The sequence below is a fragment of the Methylobacterium sp. CM6246 genome, assembly GCF_054818005.1.
On record NZ_JBTXKY010000001.1, the window covers coordinates 2,105,836 to 2,118,709 of the forward strand.

General features: G+C 67.1%; 13 protein-coding genes. 2 read left to right on the plus strand and 11 right to left on the minus strand.

Annotated elements, in window-relative coordinates:
• Positions 1-69: 69 nt before the first annotated feature.
• On the plus strand, positions 70-957 hold the full coding sequence (locus tag ACYQPG_RS10395; protein WP_419829362.1) for a cation diffusion facilitator family transporter: 888 nt from the start codon (positions 70-72) through the stop codon (positions 955-957).
• Positions 958-1,068: 111 nt separating this feature from the next.
• On the opposite strand, the gene ACYQPG_RS10400 is transcribed toward ACYQPG_RS10395, so the two are convergent.
• From ACYQPG_RS10400 to coxB, 10 genes are all read right to left on the minus strand, one after another.
• A complete protein-coding gene (locus ACYQPG_RS10400; RefSeq protein WP_461230873.1) occupies positions 1,069-2,325 on the minus strand; it encodes an SfnB family sulfur acquisition oxidoreductase in 1,257 nt (418 codons plus the stop codon).
• Positions 2,326-2,371: 46 nt separating this feature from the next.
• Positions 2,372-3,484, minus strand: a complete 1,113-nt coding sequence (gene sfnG / locus ACYQPG_RS10405; protein ID WP_147938229.1) for a dimethylsulfone monooxygenase SfnG — start codon at positions 3,482-3,484, stop codon at positions 2,372-2,374.
• Positions 3,485-3,696: 212 nt separating this feature from the next.
• Complete coding sequence (locus ACYQPG_RS10410) at positions 3,697-4,461, minus strand: SURF1 family protein (RefSeq protein ID WP_461230874.1); 765 nt, start codon at positions 4,459-4,461, stop codon at positions 3,697-3,699.
• The gene (locus ACYQPG_RS10415; protein ID WP_187193553.1) at positions 4,458-4,832 is read right to left on the minus strand and encodes a DUF983 domain-containing protein; all 375 of its coding nucleotides are present in this window, start codon (positions 4,830-4,832) and stop codon (positions 4,458-4,460) included. The genes ACYQPG_RS10410 and ACYQPG_RS10415 overlap by 4 nt, the downstream gene beginning before the upstream one ends.
• Positions 4,833-4,981: 149 nt before the next feature.
• Complete coding sequence (locus tag ACYQPG_RS10420; RefSeq protein ID WP_147908516.1) at positions 4,982-5,842, minus strand: cytochrome c oxidase subunit 3; 861 nt, start codon at positions 5,840-5,842, stop codon at positions 4,982-4,984.
• A gap of 141 nt (positions 5,843-5,983) precedes the next feature.
• Entirely contained in the window at positions 5,984-6,592 is a 609-nt protein-coding gene (locus ACYQPG_RS10425; RefSeq protein ID WP_461230875.1) for a cytochrome c oxidase assembly protein, read from the minus strand.
• A gap of 8 nt (positions 6,593-6,600) precedes the next feature.
• Complete coding sequence (locus tag ACYQPG_RS10430; protein WP_187193554.1) at positions 6,601-6,765, minus strand: hypothetical protein; 165 nt, start codon at positions 6,763-6,765, stop codon at positions 6,601-6,603.
• Positions 6,766-6,770: 5 nt separating this feature from the next.
• A complete protein-coding gene (locus tag ACYQPG_RS10435) occupies positions 6,771-7,721 on the minus strand; it encodes a heme o synthase (protein WP_147908514.1) in 951 nt (316 codons plus the stop codon).
• A gap of 202 nt (positions 7,722-7,923) precedes the next feature.
• The gene (gene ctaD / locus ACYQPG_RS10440) at positions 7,924-9,552 is read right to left on the minus strand and encodes a cytochrome c oxidase subunit I (protein ID WP_147908513.1); all 1,629 of its coding nucleotides are present in this window, start codon (positions 9,550-9,552) and stop codon (positions 7,924-7,926) included.
• Positions 9,553-9,602: 50 nt separating this feature from the next.
• A complete protein-coding gene (coxB, locus tag ACYQPG_RS10445; RefSeq protein ID WP_147908512.1) occupies positions 9,603-10,442 on the minus strand; it encodes a cytochrome c oxidase subunit II in 840 nt (279 codons plus the stop codon).
• Between the two features lie 298 nt (positions 10,443-10,740).
• Between coxB and fdhD the strand changes: the two genes are divergently transcribed.
• Positions 10,741-11,583 carry a formate dehydrogenase accessory sulfurtransferase FdhD gene (gene fdhD / locus ACYQPG_RS10450; RefSeq protein ID WP_419829366.1) on the plus strand — a complete coding sequence of 281 codons (843 nt, stop codon included), beginning with the start codon at positions 10,741-10,743 and terminating at the stop codon, positions 11,581-11,583.
• Positions 11,584-11,692: 109 nt separating this feature from the next.
• Here the strand turns inward: fdhD and ACYQPG_RS10455 are convergent, their stop codons facing one another.
• Positions 11,693-12,475, minus strand: coding sequence for a hypothetical protein (locus tag ACYQPG_RS10455; protein ID WP_461230876.1), 783 nt, complete (start codon positions 12,473-12,475; stop codon positions 11,693-11,695).
• Positions 12,476-12,874: the final 399 nt, after the last annotated feature.

Consider the following 12,874-nt stretch of genomic DNA (forward strand, 5'->3'; position numbering starts at 1 on the left):
GAAGCTTTGCCGTGGCCTGAGGCAAGCTGCATCCCGTATGGGCACGTCGACTCGTGATCGGCGCATCCCATGGACCGGACCCAGAAAGCAGCCCTCTTCAGCGCCGGCATCGGCTTGGTGGTCACCGGGCTGAAGTTCTACGCGGCCTGGCTCACCAGCAGCCTGGCGCTGTATTCCGACGCGCTCGAGAGCATCATCAACGTGGTGGCGGCGATCGGCGCCTTCGTGGCCCTGCGTGTCGCCGCGCGTCCGGCCGACGCCGAGCATCCCTACGGCCACCACAAGGCGGAGTTCTTCTCCGCGGTGATCGAGGGCGCCCTCATCGTGGTGGCCGCCGTCCTGATCCTGCGGGAGGCGTATTTCGGCCTGCTCGCCCCAAAACCCTTGGACACGCCAGCGGTGGGTCTGGCGATCAATCTCGGGGCGGGCGTCATCAACGCCGCCTGGGCCTGGGCGCTGATGCGCTGGGGCCGCGCGTGGCGCTCGCCGGCCCTGATCGCAGATGCGCGCCACGTCTTCGCCGACGTCGTGACCTCCTGCGGCGTACTCTTGGGCGTCGCCGCCGTCTGGGTAACCGGCTACCCGGCCCTCGACCCGGCGGTGGCCGGGCTCGTGGCACTCAACATCCTGTGGTCGGGCTTCCGAATGGTGCGCGAATCCGTCGATGGCCTGATGGATCGGGCCGCGTCCCCCGACGTGGTCTGCCAGATCCGCTCGCTGATCTCGCAGCACGGGGAGGGCGCGCTCGAAGCCCACGACGTCCGCACCCGTTCGGCCGGCCAAGCCACGTTCATCGATTTCCACCTCGTGGTTCCGGGCAGCATGACGGTCGAGGCCTCGCACGCCATCTGCGACCGGCTGGAGAGCGCCCTGGAAACCACGATCCCAGGTGCGGTCGTGACCATTCACGTGGAGCCGGGCGAGGAAGCCAAAGCCCGGGGCCTGCCGGTTCTCTAGGAGCACGCGAGCCCTACGCCGGCGCATCAAACCCAGCCAGAAACGTCGCCCGCGGTATGATCCGGGGACGACGCTCCATCCGTGCCAGCAGCCCGGCCGCCGGGACCTGCGTCAGCTCCAGGCGTGGAACGGCGGCGCGACACCGTTCAGGGCGTGATTGCCGACGATGGCGACCTTCCAGCGCACCGGATCATGCAGGGTATGGGTCCGGGCATTGCGCCAGTGGCGGTCGAGGTTCTCCGCAGCCAGCGTCGAGCGGGTGCCGGAGAGCTCGAACAGCTTGTTGGAGGCGGCCAGCGCGACCTCGGTCGTCAGCACCTTCGCCTCCGCGACGGCGAGCTGGGCCGCCGCGACACGCTCCGCATCCGGCTGTGCGACCGCCGCGTCGAGGGCGAGCCCGGCCCGGTCGAGCAGGGCTTCCGCTGCGTGCTGCCGGATGGTGAGGTCGCCGACCGCCTGGATCGTGTAGGGGTCGTCGGAGGCCCGCTCCTGACCGCTGTCGATCCACGGGCGCGCCTTCTCGCGCACGAACGCGATCGTGTCGTCCAGGGCCTCGCGGCCGATGCCGGCATCGACCGCCGCCTGGATGATCTGGAAGATGGCGCCGTCCGACCGGGGCGCCTCGTAGCCCTTCCAGGCCGGCACCAAGTGTGTCTTCTCGACCCGGACATTCTCGATCAGCACCGTGCCGCTCGCCGTGCCGCGCTGGCCGAAGCTGGACCAGTCGTCGATCACGGTGAGTCCTGGCGCGTTCCGCTCGGCGATGGCGTACCAGGCCCGTCCCTCCGCATCGAGGGCGACGATCGGCACCAGGTGAGCGAGCAATGCCCCGGTGGCGTAGAACTTCTGGCCGCGCACGATCACGTGGTCGCCGTGATCGGTGAACCGGGTGTCGAAATCCGCGGCCCGCTTGGTGCCGCGCTCGGAGAACGCGTTGCCGAACCGTGTGCCGCGCAGAACCGCCCCGAACAGCAGACGCTGCTGCGCCTCGTCCGAGACCGTCCGGATCGACGCCACGATACCGAGGTGGTTCTGCGAGATCTGACCGATCGCCGGATCGGCCGCCGAGATGATCGCGACGACCTGTGCGAGGGTCTTGTAGGACACCTCCGGGCCGCCGAACGCCTTCGGCACGTTGATCGACCACAACCCGCTCTGGGAGAAGGCGTCGAGCTCCGCCAGGGGCCGCGCGTGGTTCCGGTCGCGTTCCGAGGCGCCGCGTCGAAACTCCGCGGCGAGGTTCCGGGCGACCGCCAGCGCCTCCGTGTCGTCACGGATCACATGGGCGGGGGAGGGCGGGCTGGCTGGCCCCGGCACACCTTGGCGCGGCAGGGGGTCGAGCGCGCGCGCGTCGACGGCGATGTTCATGATGGCTCACTCCGAACGGGGCGGAAATCTTTCGGGCGGGCAGCCATCAGGCCGCCTCGGCGCGCGTCTCGCGGGCGGCTTCGAGTGCGCGGACCCGGGGGATCACATGTGCCCCGAAATACGCGACCTCCTCCTGGAAATGGAGGAAGGCCAGAAGCGCGAGGTCGGCCCCCGCATCCTTCAGCGCGAGGATCCGCTCGGCGATCTGGTCCGGTGTGCCGATCAGGTTGGTCTTGAAGCCGTCATTGTACTGGACGAGGTCGTTGAAATCCGACTTGGCCCAGTTGCCTTCTCCCTCGGGCGAGGCTTTCCCGGCATTCTTCACCTCGTGGCCGAACGCCTTCACGGCGTCCGGATCGGCGTGGTCGATGATCTCCTGGAGGACGGCGCGGGCCTCCTCTTCGGTATCGCGGGCGATCACGAAGGCATTCACGCCGATGCGCGGGTTGTTGCCGATTGCGGCGGCCTTCGCGCGGACATCGTCGACCTGCGCGCGGATGTTCTCCGGCGTGTTGCCGTTGGTGAAGTACCAGTCAGAGACGCGCGCTGCCATGTCGCGCGCCGCCCGGGACGAGCCGCCCTGGAAGATCTCCGGCAGCGGGTCGGCCGGCTTCGGCTTCAGGGTATAGTCCGTGTAGCGATAGAAATCGCCCCGGAAGGTGAAGTTGTCCTGGGTCCAGATCCCCCGGAGGCTGCGGATGAACTCTTCCGAGCGCCGGTAACGCTCGTCGTGGTCGAGCCAGGGCTCGCCGATCGCGCGGAACTCGCCCGAGAACCAGCCCGACACGATGTTGACGGCGATCCGGCCGCCGCTCAGCTGCGAGATCGTTGCGATCTGCTTGGCCGCCAGTGTGGGATGCCAGGGGCCTGGCAGCAGCGCGGCAATCACCTTGATCTTGGAGGTGGCGGCCAGCAGCGCGTGGCTGAACGCCACCGATTCGTGCTGATATTCGGCGCCGTAGCCAGCCGTGAAGCGGATCTGGGTCAGGGCGTAGTCGAAGCCGGATTCCTCCGCGATCTGTGCCAGGCGCCGGTTGTAGTCGGCATCCCAGCTCGTGCGCTGCGGGATCTTGCTGATCACGAGGCCGCCCGAGACGTTGGGCACCCAGTAGGCAAAGCGGATCGGATCAGGCGGCGTGTCTTTGAAACGGTCGGTCATGGCGCGCTACCTCTGTCGCGCGGGGACGTTGCCCCGCGGCGTCTTCGAAGGATCGCGACAAACTGAATACAAGATGCAGACTTGCGCGACCGCTAATGAACACGCAAAGTATTCCGCGTTGACGATGCCGGGTCAAAGGAACGCGATGCCGTTTTAGACGCCCGTCCTGTTGCATTCTCCTGCGCCGAACTCACTCAGCGGCGGGTTTATTCTCACACTGTGCCGACGCCATCCGAATCGTTCAGGCGTCGATAGGCGAACATACCGAACACGCCGATCAGACAGAGCGCCAGCGCGAACCACGTGAAGGCGTATTGCAGGTGGTTGTTCGGAAGATCGACCTTCAGCTGACCGCCCCGTGGCCACGTGGTCTGACCCGGCACCGCGTCGGCCTCGATCAGGTAGGGTGCCGCGTCGGCGACCCCGCGCGCGGCAGCGATGCTGTCGACGTCGCGGGTGAACCATTCGCCCCGTGCCGGATCCGCCTCCGGCACGAACATCCCCCGCGCCTCGCTGGCCCGGAGAATCCCGGTGACCGTGGTCGGGCCCTCGATGAGGCCATCCCGGCGGTCGGCCTGGGCCTTCAACTCCGTGGGCACGAAGCCGCGGTTGATCAGGACGACACCGCCATCCGCGCGCTGAAACGGCGTGATCACGTAATAGCCCTGGAGCGCCCGGCCCGGCGTCTCGCCGGCCGCAAGTCCGTGGACCAGCGCCTCGCGATCGTTGTCGAACCGGCCAGAGACCCGCACATGGCGGAACTCGTCCCGGCCGGGATCCCAGGTGCCGGGTTCAGGGGGCGCCACAGGCTCCGCCTTCGTCTGCCGGACGATGCGGGCGATCAGCTCTTCCTTCCAGGTCTTGCGCTCGATCTGCCACGTCCCGAGACCCAGCAGGATCGCCAGCGCGATCAGGGATGCGAGCCCGGGTGCGACGAGGTCACGCCAGGCGGCCGCACGCGGCGATGTGCGACTCACTGCTCGAAACGTCCCTGCTCGGCCTTGTTGCTGTACTGGAGGGCGATCAGCATGCCCTTGAGCGGCCGGACCAGGATCAGGCTCAGACCGATCGAGAGGCTGCCGGCTACCAGCGCGTGGACCCAAATCGGCGGCTCGTAGGTGATCTCCAGCCACAGAGCCAGACCCACCACCAGAAGGCCGACGATCGACATCACGAAGAAAGCCGGCCCGTCCGCCGAGTCGAAACCCGAATAGTCGAGCCCGCAGGATTCGCAGGACGGCCGCAGGGTCAGGTAGCCCTTGAACAGATGGCCTTCGCCGCAGCGGGGGCACCGGCCGCGGAGGCCGGTGGGGACGGGCGGCAGCTGCGGATAGGTTCGTTGGTCCACGTGAGCACTCCAGACCGGCCCAGGCGAGCGCATGCTCGCCGCCTCACAGCCATTCCCTCGATATGGGGATCACGCCGAGTCTCACACGAAAAAGGGCGGCCTGAGCCGCCCTTTCACACCCCCGCCATGCGGTGACGGGATAGCAGCGCTCAGTGCGCGGCGCCGTGGAATACGCCCGAGCCCCAGACGTAGATCGCGGCGAACAGGAACAGCCACACGACGTCGACGAAGTGCCAGTACCAGGCGGCGAACTCGAATCCGAGGTGCTGGCGTGGGGTGAACTGGCCCGCGTAGGTCCGGTACAGGCATACGGCCAGGAAGATCGTGCCGATGATGACGTGGAAGCCGTGGAAGCCCGTCGCCATGTAGAAGGTCGACGAGTAAATGCTGCCCGCGAAGCCGAATTCGGCGTGGCTGTACTCGTAGGCCTGGCAGGCCGTGAACAGCACGCCCAGCACGATGGTCAGCCACAGGCCGTACTTGAGACCCTTGCGGTCCCCATGCAGCAAGGCATGGTGGGCCCAGGTGACGGTCGTGCCGGAGGTCAGCAGGATCAGGGTGTTCAGCAGCGGCAAGTGCCACGGATCGAACGCCTCGATGCCCTTGGGCGGCCAGACGCCGCCCGTGAACTCGACCCGGGAGGCCTGGATCGGGTCGGCGGTGTAGAGGGCCGCCTCGAAGTAGGCCCAGAACCAAGCGACGAAGAACATCACCTCGGAGGCGATGAACATCATCATGCCATACCGGTGATGGAGTTGGACCACGCGGGTGTGATCGCCGGAATTGGCCTCGTGCACCACGTCCTTCCACCAGGCGAACATGGTGTAGAGCACGCCGAAAACGCCAGCCCCGAAGATGTAGGGACCCGGGGTCAGGGTACCGATCTGGAGGCTCTTCATCCAGAACACGGCGCCGAACGCCATCAGGAAGCCCGAGAAGGCGCCCATCAGCGGCCACGGACTCGGGCTTAGAATATGAAAATCGTGATTCTTGGCGTGCGCCTCGGCCATCGTCCCGTCGCTCCTCACCCTGACGCCCCGCGCCGTTCCCGGCATCCGGCCTATCGCTCTTTGGCTGGGCGCCACATACGGGACCCCCAAGCTTGTCAGCACACTTAGTCGGTGCCGACCTGTGTTGTCACGCGTTCGCGATCAGAAATCGCGCTTCGTGCCCGAAGCCCCCGTGGTCGCGACCGCCGCCGTCACCGGCTGGCCGTTCTTGGAGGCGAAATACGTGTAGGACAGCGTCATTTCGGAAAGATGCGCGGTGTTCGAATCCTCCCGCACCGCCGGGTCGACGTAGAAGACCACCGGCACGTCCAGCGTCTCGCCGGGCTGCAACGTCTGCTCGTTGAAGCAGAAACAGGCGATCTTGACGAAGTAGCTGCCCATCAGGCCGGGCTGGACGTTGAAGGTCGCGACGCCGGTCGATGGCTTGGCGCCAGTGTTCTGCACCCGGAAGAAAACCGTCTTGGTTTCGCCGAGCTTCGCCTCGACGGTGTTGGCTTCGGGGGCGAACTTCCAGCTCAGGCCTGGTGCGACGTTGGTATCGAAGTGCACCACCATGCTGTCGTCGGTGCGCGCAGCCGACGCAAGGGCCGGGCCCTGGCGCGGCGTGCCGTCGTAGCCCGTTGCCTTGCAGAACGCGTCGTAGAGCGGCACCGACGCGAAGGCGAGGCCAACCATGCCGACCGCCAGGCCGGCACACGCGATCGCCGTGCGCTTGGCGCCGCGAAGCGGATCGGAATGAGGTTTTGTCATCGTGCCCCTCAGAGCGGACGGCTGAGGATCTGCGGGCCGAGTTTGACGATCGTCAGCACGAAGAACAGCAGGACCCACGCACCCAGGGCCAACGCGATGGCCACCGAGCGCTTACGCCGGCGCGCCTCCTCGACGGGCGTGAGCTGGCGATAGGGGACTTCCGGATCCGGCATGGCGATTAGACCAAGACCGGCAGGAAGAGGCCGAAGCTCTGCTCGGCAAGCAGCGCCGAGAACAGCGCGAACAGGTACAGGATCGAGAAGCCGAACATGCCCATCGCAGCCCGCTTCTCGGCATCGCCGGTGCGATTCCTAAGGACGCGGACGCTGAAGGCCAGCATTCCGAGCCCGCCGATCACGGCGATCACCGCGTAGAGCAGGCCGCCGAACCCGAGCGCCACGGGCGCAAGCCCGAGGGGAAACAGGAACACCGAGTACCAGACGATCTGCCGGCGGGTCGAAGCCGGCCCGGCGACGTTGGGCATCATCGGGATGCCGGCGCGGGCGTATTCTTCGGCCTTGATCAGTGCCAGCGCCCAGAAATGCGGCGGCGTCCAGATAAAGATGATCGCGAAGAGTACGAGCGACTCGATCCCGACCGAGCCGGAGACGACGGCCTGGCCGATCACCGGCGGCAGGGCACCGGCGGCGCCACCGATGACGATGTTCTGCGCGGTCGCCCGCTTCAGCCACATCGAATAGATCACCGCGTAGAACACGATGGTGAAGGCCAACAGACCGGCGGCGAGCCAGTTCGCCGCGAGGCCCAGCACAAGAACCGATGCCACCGACAGGAACAGCCCGAAGCCGAGCGCCTCCTCGGGCGAGATCCGCCCGGCCGGGATCGGCCGCTGCGCGGTGCGGGTCATGACCGCGTCGATGTCGGCATCCCACCACATGTTGAGGCAGCCCGACGCCCCGGCGCCGACCGCAATGGCCAAGAGCGAGATCACGCCGATGGCCGGCGGAACGTGGCCCTGGGAGACGACCATGCCGACCAGCGCGGTGAAGATCACGAGGACCATCACCCGCGGCTTGAGCAGCGCGAAATAGTCCGGCACGTCGCCGCCGACCGCCGTAAAGGCCGGGGCCGGTGCGTCCGGTCTGATCGTGTTCGTCAGGCTCGTCATCGCGTCTGCCGCTGTTGTGTCGGCGCCCGGCCACGCGCGTCACGGCCGAGTCGTGTTTCGAAATCGATTCGGTCCAAGGGTCAGCGCGAGCGGGACACTCGGCTTGTGCGGAACACCCGTCTTGGTCGCCCTTGCCGGGAAGTCGCCGTGGCGGCTTCCGGGGAAGGGCGAGGGCCGCGGATGCGGCCCTCGCGGAGACTGGTCAGTGCGCGCCCGGCTCGTCGACGATGCGGGGCAGCGTCTCGAACTGGTGGAACGGCGGCGGGGAGGGGAGCGTCCACTCGAGGGTGGTGGCACCTTCGCCCCACGGGTTGTCGGCGGCCCGCTCCTTCGAGCGGAAGGCCAGCACGACGCCGATCACGAAGACGAACATGCTGAGGCCGAAGATGTGGCCGCCGTAGGTGGAGACCTTGTGCCAGCCCGCGAAGGCGTCCGGGTAGTCGGCGTAACGACGCGGCATGCCGGCCAGGCCGAGGAAGTGCATCGGGAAGAACAGGACGTTCGCGCCGATGAAGGCCAGCCAGAAGTGCAGCTTGCCAGCCCATTCCGGGATGATGTGGCCGGTCATCTTCGGGAACCAGTAGTAGACACCGGCGAAGATGATGAACACAGCGCCGAGTGACAGCACGTAGTGGAAGTGCGCCACGACGTAGTAGGTGTCGTGCAGGTACTTATCGACCGCCGAGTTGGCGAGCACCACGCCGGTGACGCCGCCGACGGTAAACAGGAAGATGAAGCCCACGGCCCAGTGCATGGCGGCGGTGAAGCGGATGGATCCGCCCCACATGGTGGCGATCCAGGAGAAGATCTTCACGCCCGTGGGCACCGCGATCACCATCGTGGCGAACACGAAGTAGGACTGCGTCTGAAGCGACAGGCCCACGGTGTACATGTGGTGCGCCCACACGACGAAGCCGACGACGCCGATCGCGACCATGGCGTATGCCATCGCAAGGTAGCCGAAGACCGGCTTGCGCGAGAACGTGGCGATGATGTGCGAGACGATGCCGAAGGCCGGCAGGATCATGATGTAGACTTCGGGGTGACCGAAGAACCAGAACAGATGCTGGTACAGGATCGGGTCGCCGCCGCCGGCCGGGTCGAAGAAGGTCGTGCCGAAGTTACGGTCGGTCAGCAGCATCGTGATGGCGCCCGCGAGCACCGGCAGCGAGAGCAGCAGCAGGAAGGCGGTGACCAGCTCGGCCCAGGCGAAGAGCGGCATCTTGTGCAGCGTCATGCCCGGGGCGCGCATGTTCAGGATGGTGGTGATGAAGTTGATCGCCCCCAGGATCGAGCCAGTGCCGGACAGGTGCAGGGCAAAGATTGCGAAGTCGACGGCCGGACCGGGATGGCCGGCAGTGGAGAGCGGCGGATAGACGGTCCAACCGGTGCCGGCGCCGGATGCGCCGGGGGCGCCCTCGACGAACAGCGAGCACAGCAGGGAGCAGAAGCCCGCCACCGTCAGCCAGAACGAGATGTTGTTCATGCGCGGGAACGCCATGTCGGGCGCGCCGATCATGAGGGGCACGAACCAGTTGCCGAAGCCGCCGATCAGTGCCGGCATCACCATGAAGAACACCATGATGAGGCCGTGTCCGGTGACGAACACGTTGTACGTCGCCGGATTGGAGAAGAACTGCAGCCCCGGCTGTTCCATCTCCATCCGGATACCGAAGGAGAGGAACGCGCCGATCATGCCGGCGCAGAAGGCGAAGAGCAGGTAGAGCGTGCCGATGTCCTTGTGGTTCGTCGACAGGAACCAGCGGGCGAAGAACGACGGTTTATGGTCGTGGACCTCGTGGGCCTCGGCATGGGCTGCGGCTGTAGCCATGGATTCGGGTGCCTTGTGGATCTGACGGGTTCTATTCGGTCAACCGGACTTCAGCGGGCTTCGGCGAAGCTCGTTCCGTTGTCGATGCGCGCGTACTTCGTCTTCGCTTCATTCAGCCAGTCGGCGTAGGCCTGCTCGCTGACGACGCGGACGACGATCGGCATGTAGGCGTGACGCTGTCCGCACAGCTCCGAGCACTGACCGTGGAAGGTGCCTTCCTTGTCGGCCCGGAACCACATCTGGTTCAGGCGGCCCGGCACGGCGTCGATCTTGAAGCCGAAGGCCGGCATCGCCCAGGAATGCAGCACGTCCGCCGCCGTGACCTGGATCTTCACGATCTTGCCGAGTGGCACGACCATCTCATTGTCGGTCTGGAGCAGGCGGGGCTGCTTGTCCTCGTCGATGTTGGCATCGAACGTGAAACCGCCGCCGGCCTCGGTCTGCGGGTACTCGTAGGACCAGTACCAGGCATGGCCGATGACCTTGACGATCATGTCGGCCTTCGGATCCGCCAGCTGCGTGCGCAGCAGACGGAAGGACGGGATCGCCACGGCGACGAGTATCAGCACCGGCACGATCGTCCAGGCGATCTCGATCGCGGTATTGTGGGTGGTGCGCGACGGGGTCGGGTTGGTCTTCTCGTTGAAGCGGAAGACGCACCAGAGGATCAGCCCCAGCACGAAGACCGAGATCACGAGCGAGAGCCAGTGCAGGCCGATCTCGAAGCTGAGGATGTCGCGCGCGTTCTCGGTAACCGGGATCTGCCGGCTCATCTCCCACGGCACCGGCTGACCGAATCCGGCGGCGAGCGCCCCGGATGTCGAGGCGAGCAGGGCGCCGAGGGCGGCGAGGCTCAAGGGTGATCGGGTGATCGTCCGCACCGTCCGCATCTGCCTCTCGTTGCTCCCCTGCAATTTGATTTCCCGTCGGACTTTCCCGTCTTGAATGAGCGCGGGATGGTGCCGACGTGACGGACTGCCGGTTGTGTCATCCGGCATGTATCCGATCGCGGCTTCAGATCACAAGGACGTGCCAGGTGCAACCGCACAAGCGTCGCAGAGGGTGGTTTCCGGCTGATTCGGGTGGCCTCTTAGACGCCCCGCACCGGTCTTTCGCTGCGTTCGATTCGCTAGCGTGGCTTCGTGTCCGGTGCGATCGCAGCACCGGACGGGCCTTTCGGAGCCGTGGATGTTGACGACACCCCAGGATTTTCCGGCCGAGCTGCCGGCTAGCGCGGTCCCGGCTCCGATGCAGGTCGTGGCCTACGCCGATGCCGCGCCCCGGCCGGGGACGCGGGTGCTCGCCGTCGAGGCGCCGGTCAACCTGGTCTACGGCAGCGTGCCGCATGCCGTCATGATGGCGTCGCCGGCCGACCTGGAGGATTTCGCCTACGGCTTCAGCCTGACGGAAGGGATCATCGAATCCGCCGACGAGATTCGCAGCACGCGCGTGGAGGTTGGCCCGGACGGGCTGCGCCTCCATGTCGAGCTGGCCCCCGGACGTCTGCGCGAGCACCTCGCGCGCAAGCGCGCCATCAGCGGGCGGACGGGCTGCGGTGTCTGCGGCATCGAGGATCTGGCGGAATTGCCACGCGCGGACATGCGGGGCGCCCCCGACATCCAGGTCTCGCTCCCGGCGATCGCGCGGGCTCTCGCCGGGCTCGACGCGGCGCAGGTGCTGGGCGCCGAGACCCGCGCCGTGCACGCCGCCGCCTGGGCTCGGCTCGACGGCACCCTGGCGTCCGTCCGCGAGGATGTCGGCCGCCACAACGCTCTGGACAAGCTGATTGGCGCCGCCATGCGGGCCGGCACCGATCCAGCAGACGGTTTCCTGGTGATCACCAGCCGGTGCTCGTTCGAGATGGTCGAGAAGGCCGCGCGCCTCGGTGCGGCCGTGATCGTGGCGATCTCGGCGCCGACCTCGCTGGCGTTGGAGCGTGCCCAAGCGCACGGGATCACACTTTGCGCCATTGCCCGCGCGGATACGCTGACCGTCTTTACCGGCTCGGAGCGTCTGAGCCCCACCGACTAGAAGAGTCCCAGATCACGTCGCAATCGAGGACGTCTCTCAGTCCTCGCGTCGACGCGCTCGCTTGCGTCGCACCGGTATCGATCTTGGGCGGCGAGCGTTCGGGCCAGCGCTACTGGGCTCCGGCGGGCTCTTTCTCTGAGGCGCCGGGGACGATCGTCGCACCGCCGATGATTCGCACCGGCTTCTTGTCCGGCGGCGGATCCTTCCAATCGGCAGATGGGGGCTTGGCCGCCTCGGCAACCGTGCCCGCTGCGGGCTTGGCCGGTCCCGCCTGGGCCGGACCGGCCGGAGGCGCCTTTTCGATGGCTGCGGATTTCGGCTCAGGCACAGGATCCACCCTGGATGCCTCCACGGGGGCGACCTTCGGAGCTGGCGCCTCCGGAACGTTGCGAAGTGCCGGCTTCAGCTCCGGCGCGCGCCCAGGCGCCGGGGCCCGGGCGACCTTGTGGGGCGCCTCAGGCCGCGCACGGCCATCCGGATTCAGGCCATCGGGATTGAACTCGGGACGCAGTGCCTCCGGGCTCTGGCGGCGTGCCGGACGCGCGGCCCGAGCCGGGACGCCGTCGGGCATCGCCGGCCGCAGGAGACGCTGCGGCGCCGCATCCTCCTCGGTCCATCCAAAGCCGGCGCGCGGCTGCTCCAACCGGGCGTAGCTCTCGGGCGCACCGATGCGCTGGCGTCCCACGATCGCGCCGGCGGCCGGATCGACGAACAGACGGACCGGGGCGCCCGTCGGGCTCACGGCGTCGACGACGTAGACGCGCCCGTCGAACCGCGGACGGCTGACACCGCTGAAGCCGTGATCAGCCAGGCGCCATGCGATCACCCGTGGCGGCAGGATCTCGTCCTCGAAGGCGAATTGCGCGCGGGCGCTCTGGGAGAGGCCCAGCATCAATCCGCCCGACAGAAGGGCTGCACTGAGAACCCGCTGCGCTGCGCGGCGAGACGTTCCGTTCTCGATCATCACTCTGATGCGTTCCCGTTCTGGAGACCCGGCAGAGTATCCGGTTCCGGCATGGTCCGGGCCGGTTTGCCCAGACCTCGACCATGCCGGCGAGGTCGTTGCCCCGCATGCCGCTTGTGCTCGGCACAGGTCGTAGACCGCGTGATTCGGGCGAGATTGCGGAAGCGATTGGTGAACGGCGGTTTAAGTTGCAGTCGCGGATGCCGCGCCCGCATGCCCGCGCGATCCCTTGCTGAAACGGTTTCAATCTGCCAATTTCGCGACTTAGGACAGCAGAACTGTCCCATTGGCCGCGCATGCCGGCCGTCGCCGTCCCGCGCGCCAGCG

Bases quoted from the DNA above. Each gene is read 5' to 3' on its own strand.
- ACYQPG_RS10430 (WP_187193554.1), bottom strand. From the start codon at position 6,765: ATGCCGGATCCGGAAGTCCCCTATCGCCAGCTCACGCCCGTCGAGGAG.
- ACYQPG_RS10395 (WP_419829362.1), top strand. From the start codon at position 70: ATGGACCGGACCCAGAAAGCAGCCCTCTTCAGCGCCGGCATCGGCTTG.
- coxB (WP_147908512.1), bottom strand. From the start codon at position 10,442: ATGCGGACGGTGCGGACGATCACCCGATCACCCTTGAGCCTCGCCGCC.
- ACYQPG_RS10420 (WP_147908516.1), bottom strand. From the start codon at position 5,842: ATGGCCGAGGCGCACGCCAAGAATCACGATTTTCATATTCTAAGCCCG.
- ACYQPG_RS10400 (WP_461230873.1), bottom strand. From the start codon at position 2,325: ATGAACATCGCCGTCGACGCGCGCGCGCTCGACCCCCTGCCGCGCCAA.
- fdhD (WP_419829366.1), top strand. From the start codon at position 10,741: ATGTTGACGACACCCCAGGATTTTCCGGCCGAGCTGCCGGCTAGCGCG.
- sfnG (WP_147938229.1), bottom strand. From the start codon at position 3,484: ATGACCGACCGTTTCAAAGACACGCCGCCTGATCCGATCCGCTTTGCC.
- ACYQPG_RS10435 (WP_147908514.1), bottom strand. From the start codon at position 7,721: ATGACGAGCCTGACGAACACGATCAGACCGGACGCACCGGCCCCGGCC.
- ACYQPG_RS10455 (WP_461230876.1), bottom strand. From the start codon at position 12,475: ATGCTGGGCCTCTCCCAGAGCGCCCGCGCGCAATTCGCCTTCGAGGAC.
- ctaD (WP_147908513.1), bottom strand. From the start codon at position 9,552: ATGGCTACAGCCGCAGCCCATGCCGAGGCCCACGAGGTCCACGACCAT.
- ACYQPG_RS10425 (WP_461230875.1), bottom strand. From the start codon at position 6,592: ATGACAAAACCTCATTCCGATCCGCTTCGCGGCGCCAAGCGCACGGCG.